Source organism: Bacillus xiamenensis (assembly GCF_000300535.1).
GTDB lineage: Bacteria > Bacillota > Bacilli > Bacillales > Bacillaceae > Bacillus > Bacillus xiamenensis.
Map to the genome: position 1 here is coordinate 65,537 of NZ_AMSH01000009.1, position 6,611 is coordinate 72,147.

The following is a 6,611-nucleotide window of genomic DNA, read 5'->3' on the forward strand; positions in this document are numbered from 1 at the left end:
TATATAAATTCTCTGTTATTTGGAAAGGAGAAACATGTTACTCAAAATCGGTCTAGTTGTTATAGGTGTGGTCGTACTTTACGTAGGGGTTCAAGTCTTGTTGTATAAAAGAGATATGAAAAAAACGAAGGAAGATCTTTTGACATTTGTCGCAAAAAACAAAAAGGACGTTTCAGTGACAATCATTGAAAATGATGATGTGATGTTAGAGTGGAATGCTGATCAAAAAACGCCACTTGCAAGTACGGTGAAATTAGTGGTTTTATTTCATTTTGTTAAAGCTGTATCGAGCGGCGCCATCAAGCTAGAGGAAAAAGTGGCATTGCCTGATATAGAGCGGTTTTATATTGATAGAACAGACGGTGGTGCGCACGCGTACTGGCTGGAGGTCAATGATTTTTCTGAGCATGCGACTTTATTAGATGTTGCCAAAGGGATGATGCAATTCAGTTCGAATGCTTGTACGGATTATTTGATTGACCGGCTGGGCTTAGAAAAGATCAATGATCAGATGAAACAAGCGGGTCTTACAGAACCTGATGAACTCATGCCGCTGACGCCAATGATTTTGTGGTCCGCTTATGTATCTGATCGTAGGCGGGATGCATTCAAGAAAATGAGCGGTGTATCCGAAGAACAATACAAATCTCTAATGAATGAGATTTTTAATATCATGAAAAATGACCCAGAGCATAAAAAGGCGTTAGAAGAAAAAATGAAAAAAAAGAACTTATTAGGCTGGCGTATTCAATCATTACTGACACAAAAGTTGACAAAGTCTACAACCAATCAATATGCACATTTTATGAAACGTCTCCAGGATGAGCTGTTAACAATAGAAGAAAAGAGTCTTTTTAGCCAAATCGTACTGGGAGAAACATTGAAAAAGGAAACAGATCAATATCTTTGGTATAAAGGCGGAGCAACATTGTTCGTTTTCACAGGTGCTTTATATCGAAGAACAGATACATCCTCTATATCCATTTCTCTTTTTATCAATGATCCGAAAGCGAACAATTCTCACTGGATTGGGGGAGTATTCAACGAATTTATGCTTACTGCAGCAGTGGATCAAAACTTTCGACAACGATTGATACAGGCTTTCACTACATAAACATCAAAAAACAGAGGGAAACACCCCTCTGTTTTATTATTTCTGCATTGGAAACGCTCTGTATACATCTTGGCGTTTCTCTTTTGACCTCACAACCCCATCAACCAGTTCCTTTTGCCAAAGCGCTGTATCGTCTTTGTACTCTTTAAAAGAGTGAGGGAGCTTTTTTTCAAGCTGTTTCCTTTTAAACGTGACGGACGGCTCGTCGTTTGAGTTCATTTTGAGGGTCACCTGTTCTACGTTATTGATAAGAATAAAAAGTGCGATTGCGTTGTATAAATACGTTTTTTCAATCGTGTCCTTTTCGTCAAACCAAAATGCATCAAATTGTTCTTCTGAGTAGTTGGCATCTTCTTTTATCCCATACGTGACATCTAATGCTTTTCCATCGATGATTTCAAATTCGCGAATGGCGCCTCCTGGCAGGTCTAATAAAATCTGATGCACGGCTGAGTTGTCACCAAGATACGTACCTTTATGCTTGGAAAGCTGTTTTAAAGATATGTCCTCTATCCTTTTAATGCCGCTCTCATTTTGAGTGGCTTGACTGCTGCATGCGGATAGAATGACTGTCAATAGCAGCAGGATATACATCCATTTCTTCATTGATTTTTCCCCTTTACCCTTCTTTTTATATTCAAGAATCCATTTTATCACAATTTTCCATTTCGTTAGATCGCTAATTTGTCATTTCCATTTACTGAACAGCATGTTTTGTTCAAACCAACGAACAATACAAAGAAAAAAGGAGTTCAGTCCATGGCAGAAGTGCTTTCATTTTATCAATTGAAAACAAAACGCGATGTCGCGCTTGAAAAGAAGCTGTTGCGTACCTTGTCTCTTCAGCGGGTGACAGCCGCCTCGGAGAAATTCACGAAGAAGCTGTTTCCGTTTGCTGATGATCCAGCCGGTATCATGAGTGATGGCTGTATAGATTTTGCCATTGAAGCGTTTTTAGCTGGTGGGAGATACGGTGAGTCGAGTCGATATGGCGAATCGTTCGATAATATGAAGAAGCGGTCATCTCAGGAAGAGGATGAGCTGATCGAAGAGCTGGCAGGGTGTTTGCAATCGTGGGGCACTATGTTCCGAATGGAGCAAAAGACATCAGCTCTCTATCCATTTGCGAAAGATTTTTTAAACATATGGTGGCAGGAAGGCTATCGAGAATCAGAAAAAAGACACAAGCTTCGACTGCACTAAGCATATTTCCAGCCCTTGTCCCATATCTATAAAATAATGGTGTATGGGAGGGACAGGGATGAAAAGAAAGCTGAAGTGGACAGGGTTTTTAATTGGGTTTATTGTCCTCTTATTCTTATTCAGATTTCAATTTCTAAATGATGATTCATGGAAATCGTGGAATTTGCCTCTAAGTGGGAAGATCATCTATCTAGATCCGGGTCATGGTGGTCCAGATGGCGGAGCTGTTGGCGGCGAGCTGCTTGAAAAAGAGATTGCACTGGATGTGTCCATGAAGATACGGGACTATTTGCAGGAGCAGGGTGCGCTTGTGCTCATGACCCGAGAGGATGATTCTGATTTATCATCAAAGAATACAAGGGGATATGCCCGAAAGAAAGCGGAGGATTTAAGGAACCGCGTAAAAGTCATCAATGAGTCTGAAGCGGATCTCTATTTAAGCATTCATTTAAATGCCATTCCTTCGAATAAATGGAGCGGAGCACAGACGTTCTTTTACGGAAAGTATGAAGAGAATGAAAAAGCAGCGAAGTTCATTCAAGATGAATTGCGCAAAAACCTTGAAAACACGGACCGTAAAGCGAAGCGAATCAATGGGATTTATTTAATGCAAAATGTCACGAAGCCAGGAGCTCTTGTAGAAATCGGTTTTCTTTCTAATCCAAAAGAGGCGGGTCAGCTGGCAACACCTAAGTATCAGGATCAAATTGCTGCCTCCATTTATAAAGGCATTCTCAGATATTTAACAGAGCAAAAAGAGCCGCCTGAATAAGGGGCTTTTTCCTTTTGATCGCAGGCAAACAGGACAGACATTGTAAGGATATGTATGATATACTTGGTTTGTAAACGAATTCAATAAAGGGTGAGGTTCTGCTATGATCGGACAAGATGATGTGAGAAAACTAGTTGGGAAGATGGACGAACCTTTCCTTCATATACCGCTTGGTGAGCTGGATGCCATCAAGGAAATCAGCCTAAAGCCTGAAAAAGAGCATGTGAGCTTAAAGGTGGCCATTGCCAAAACAGGTACCGCTGAGCAAATGAAGCTGCAGCAAGACATCGTGCAGGCCTTGAAAGCAGCGGGCGCTAACACAGTAGGACTTCGTTTTGAAGAACTGCCTCAGGAAACGCTTGAAAAATTTATGCCGTCACAGGATGAGGAAGAAAACCTGCTCAACTCTAAAAATCCACCAGTGTTCTTAGCCATTGCAAGTGGAAAGGGTGGCGTTGGTAAATCAACCGTTTCTGTTAACCTTGCTGTGGCACTGGCTCGTTTAGGGAAAAAAGTTGGGCTGATTGATGCTGATATTTACGGATTTAGTGTACCGGATATGATGGGAATTACCGTCAGGCCGACAGTAAAAGGGGAAAAAATTATTCCTGTGGAACGCTTTGGTGTCAAAGTGATTTCAATGGGCTTTTTTGTTGAAGAAAATGCACCGGTCATTTGGAGAGGACCGATGCTTGGTAAAATGTTAAATAACTTCTTCCACGAAGTAGAGTGGGGAGAATTAGATTACTTACTATTAGACCTTCCGCCGGGAACAGGTGATGTGGCGCTTGATATTCATACAATGCTGCCTAGCTGTAAAGAAATCATTGTGACAACACCGCATCCAACAGCTGCTTTTGTTGCTGCCAGAGCAGGTGCAATGGCACTGCAGACAGATCACGAGGTGCTTGGGGTCGTTGAGAATATGAGCTATTACGAAAGCAAGAAAACAGGTGAAAAAGAATATGTCTTTGGAAAAGGTGGCGGGGACAAGCTGGCTGAAGAGCTGCGAGTATCGGTTCTTGGTCAAATTCCTTTAAGACAGCCTGATTGGAATGAAGATGATTTTGCGCCTTCCGTCTATGATGCGAGTCATCCGACAGGAGAAGTCTATCAACAGATTGCGATTAAAGTCATTGAACAATTAGCAGTGAAAGCATAATAAAAGCCCGAGTGGACTTTATACCACTCGGGTCATGTTTAACTACCGCTTCCTTCGTTTCCTTGTGATCCTGAATCACTGCTGCTTTCAGATGCTGCTTTTTTTAGCTCATCTTCGAATTTCTTCTTATAGAGAGGGCTGCTTAATGTTTCTGTAATGACTTTTTCTAAGTGTTTTCTGAACTCTTTGCTTTTCACGAGTTCACCGTATTTCTTTTCCATTTCAGGATCCTTGAGAATATCCATCATCATTTGTTGATAGTCAGGATCCTTCATTAATTGTTTTAACATCTTTTCGTGCTGTTGCTGCATGGATTTTGCAAAAGTCTCGGCAAATTTAGAATCCTCAAAGACCTTCTTCCAGAACTCTTTGCCTTTATCAGAAGTCAGTGTTTTCTCTATTGTTTTTTTCACAGTTTGTTCATCCATTACCAAAGCTTCATTCATTGCCTCGTCATTTAATAACTGTTGAATGGCCTTTTTACCGTCATCTGTTTTCAAAATATCGACGACCATTTTTTTCGTTTCGTCATAGTCCATATTAGATGAAGATTGGGTTTTGGGAGCACAAGCTGTTAGAGATAAAAGAAGAAAACAGCTCATTATACGCAAGATGCCTTTTGACATACTGTGGCTCCTTTCGTTACATGTCTTACTTTTAATATGAATGTTTCACGTAAATTTATACATAACAAAAATAGGGGTTGGATCAATTCAATGAAAAGTCGGGATTTAGTTCGTTTTTTCTTCTCTGTGCTGGCTGTTGGAGCGGTCATTACAAGCGTGGTAGGTTTTGCGCTGGAGTGGGGGAAGTATCAGAAGCTGTTTGTATCGTTTGAGATTTTAGAGATCGCATCTGTGTTATTTTGGTTCATTGGTGTGGGAATGATCTTTAGTGTGATTAGTCAGATGGGGTTTGTCGTTTTCTTAACAGTGCACCGGTTTGCACTTGAGATTTTCCGGTCACATTCTTTATGGAATACCATTCAGTTGTTTCTTGTGATTTTTGTGCTGTTTGATTTAGCGTATTTGCGATTTTTGTTTTTCGGGGAAAATGAATCGTTTCTTCCGTACTTGTGGCTGCCTGTTTTTATCGGTGTGTTTGCATTGATCGTCGCTTATTTTAAACAGCAGCAGTCCTCTAAGAAAACATTTATTTCTGCCATGTTTCTTATGGTCGTCATCACATCGTTAGAATGGTTTCCTGCGCTTAGAGTCAATGAAGAGGACTGGCTGTATTTAATGCTTTTCCCGCTATTGGGCTGTAATGCGTTTCAGCTTTTAGCTATGCCCCGGTTTTCAAAGGCGAAAGCTACTTAACTTCAGCTGATTTCGTTTTTGTATTTGAAATCAGTTCGCCAACGGTCACATTTTTTAAATTCTTATCTTTTAAGTGTTTTAAGATCGCTGGTAAGGCTTGAGCGGTTTGGGTGGCTGAATCTGAGGCGTGGAGGAGAATGATGTCTCCACTTTTCATTCGATCATTTACATTTTGAACAATCTGATCGACGCCTGGGTTCAGCCAATCCTGAGAGTTGATGCTGTAATGTACAACGGTATAGCCGTACTGTGTTGCAATTTTCAATACTTTTTCATTGAATTGCCCCGTTGGCGGTCTTAATAGTTGAATATCATCTAGTCCAAGCTTTTGAAATGTATTTTGTGCACGGACAAGATCACGCTTGATTTCGTTTTCTTCAAGCTGGCTATAATTTTTATACGCATAGCCAAGACTGCCAATTTGGTGGCCGTCCTCTCTAATCCTTTTCACAATATCAGGGTGACGCTCAGCCCAAGAAGCCGACAGAAAGAAAGTAGCGTTCTTTATATCGTGCTCTCGGAGGACATTTAAAATAGGAACGGCCTTTTCATCTCCCCAGCCAATATTAAAAGTAAGGGAAGCATGTTTTGATGAGGTTTCTCCTTTATAAATCGCCCGGGGTCCTTGTTCTGTTTTGAATACTGACAGCGGCGGTGCCTTTTGTACATAAAAAAAGGTTGCGGCTGCAAGGGCTGCTACAAGAATAATGACAACTTGTTTCAGCCGTTTAATAGGCAACACATATAATCGACTCAATTCAAACACTCCTGCCTTGTCCAAGATTGTTACTTGATTGTATGCAGGACAAGGGTTTGACATGCACAATAAAACTATTTCAAAAAAAGTTTCGAAAAGACGTTGACCGGCAGAATATTTTTGTGATATATTATTAATCGTCGCTGAAACACAGTGACAAACATGAAACGCTTCGGGAAATAAACTTGAAAAAAGTTGTTGACATAAGATGAAGCGAAATGTTATATTATTAAAGCCGCTAAGAACGGCGGAGATGATCTTTGAAAACTAAACAAGACAAAACG

8 protein-coding genes are annotated in these 6,611 nt (G+C 40.6%); 5 read left to right on the forward strand and 3 right to left on the reverse strand.

All coding sequences use genetic code 11. The features are described 5' to 3' along the window. The first annotated feature begins 34 nt into the window (after nucleotides 1-34). Nucleotides 35-1,114, forward strand: a complete 1,080-nt coding sequence (locus BA1_RS05595) for a serine hydrolase (protein ID WP_008356565.1) — start codon at nucleotides 35-37, stop codon at nucleotides 1,112-1,114. A 36-nt stretch (nucleotides 1,115-1,150) separates the two neighbouring features. Here the strand turns inward: BA1_RS05595 and BA1_RS05600 are convergent, their stop codons facing one another. Continuing rightward, nucleotides 1,151-1,720 (reverse strand): DUF4825 domain-containing protein, encoded by a 570-nt coding sequence (locus BA1_RS05600; protein ID WP_008356566.1) that lies wholly within the window; start codon nucleotides 1,718-1,720, stop codon nucleotides 1,151-1,153. A 153-nt stretch (nucleotides 1,721-1,873) separates the two neighbouring features. Here BA1_RS05600 and BA1_RS05605 point away from each other — a divergent pair, with 153 nt between their 5' ends. The 3 genes from BA1_RS05605 (at nucleotide 1,874) to BA1_RS05615 (ending at nucleotide 4,251) form a co-directional block, all read left to right on the forward strand. Further along, nucleotides 1,874-2,317: a DUF2521 family protein gene (locus BA1_RS05605; RefSeq protein WP_008356567.1), complete on the forward strand. Its 444-nt coding sequence runs from the start codon at nucleotides 1,874-1,876 to the stop codon at nucleotides 2,315-2,317. Between the two features lie 58 nt (nucleotides 2,318-2,375). After that, complete coding sequence (gene cwlD / locus BA1_RS05610; RefSeq protein WP_008356568.1) at nucleotides 2,376-3,089, forward strand: N-acetylmuramoyl-L-alanine amidase CwlD; 714 nt, start codon at nucleotides 2,376-2,378, stop codon at nucleotides 3,087-3,089. A gap of 103 nt (nucleotides 3,090-3,192) precedes the next feature. Further along, nucleotides 3,193-4,251, forward strand: coding sequence for an Mrp/NBP35 family ATP-binding protein (locus tag BA1_RS05615; protein WP_008356569.1), 1,059 nt, complete (start codon nucleotides 3,193-3,195; stop codon nucleotides 4,249-4,251). Between the two features lie 38 nt (nucleotides 4,252-4,289). Here BA1_RS05615 and gerD read toward each other — a convergent pair whose 3' ends face one another. Then, entirely contained in the window at nucleotides 4,290-4,877 is a 588-nt protein-coding gene (gene gerD / locus BA1_RS05620) for a spore germination lipoprotein GerD (protein ID WP_008356570.1), read from the reverse strand. Nucleotides 4,878-4,967: 90 nt separating this feature from the next. On the opposite strand from gerD, the gene BA1_RS05625 reads away from it, so the two are divergent. Continuing rightward, complete coding sequence (locus BA1_RS05625) at nucleotides 4,968-5,570, forward strand: KinB-signaling pathway activation protein (RefSeq protein ID WP_008356571.1); 603 nt, start codon at nucleotides 4,968-4,970, stop codon at nucleotides 5,568-5,570. Here BA1_RS05625 and pdaB read toward each other — a convergent pair. Then, nucleotides 5,563-6,327, reverse strand: a complete 765-nt coding sequence (gene pdaB, locus BA1_RS05630; protein ID WP_008356572.1) for a polysaccharide deacetylase family sporulation protein PdaB — start codon at nucleotides 6,325-6,327, stop codon at nucleotides 5,563-5,565. The genes BA1_RS05625 and pdaB overlap by 8 nt on opposite strands. Nucleotides 6,328-6,611 lie beyond the last annotated feature (284 nt).

Excerpts from the sequence above, each read along its gene's own strand:
- BA1_RS05595 (WP_008356565.1), top strand. The coding sequence starts at position 35 with ATGTTACTCAAAATCGGTCTAGTTGTTATAGGTGTGGTCGTACTTTAC.
- BA1_RS05600 (WP_008356566.1), bottom strand. The coding sequence starts at position 1,720 with ATGAAGAAATGGATGTATATCCTGCTGCTATTGACAGTCATTCTATCC.
- BA1_RS05605 (WP_008356567.1), top strand. The coding sequence starts at position 1,874 with ATGGCAGAAGTGCTTTCATTTTATCAATTGAAAACAAAACGCGATGTC.
- cwlD (WP_008356568.1), top strand. The coding sequence starts at position 2,376 with ATGAAAAGAAAGCTGAAGTGGACAGGGTTTTTAATTGGGTTTATTGTC.
- BA1_RS05615 (WP_008356569.1), top strand. The coding sequence starts at position 3,193 with ATGATCGGACAAGATGATGTGAGAAAACTAGTTGGGAAGATGGACGAA.
- gerD (WP_008356570.1), bottom strand. The coding sequence starts at position 4,877 with ATGTCAAAAGGCATCTTGCGTATAATGAGCTGTTTTCTTCTTTTATCT.
- BA1_RS05625 (WP_008356571.1), top strand. The coding sequence starts at position 4,968 with ATGAAAAGTCGGGATTTAGTTCGTTTTTTCTTCTCTGTGCTGGCTGTT.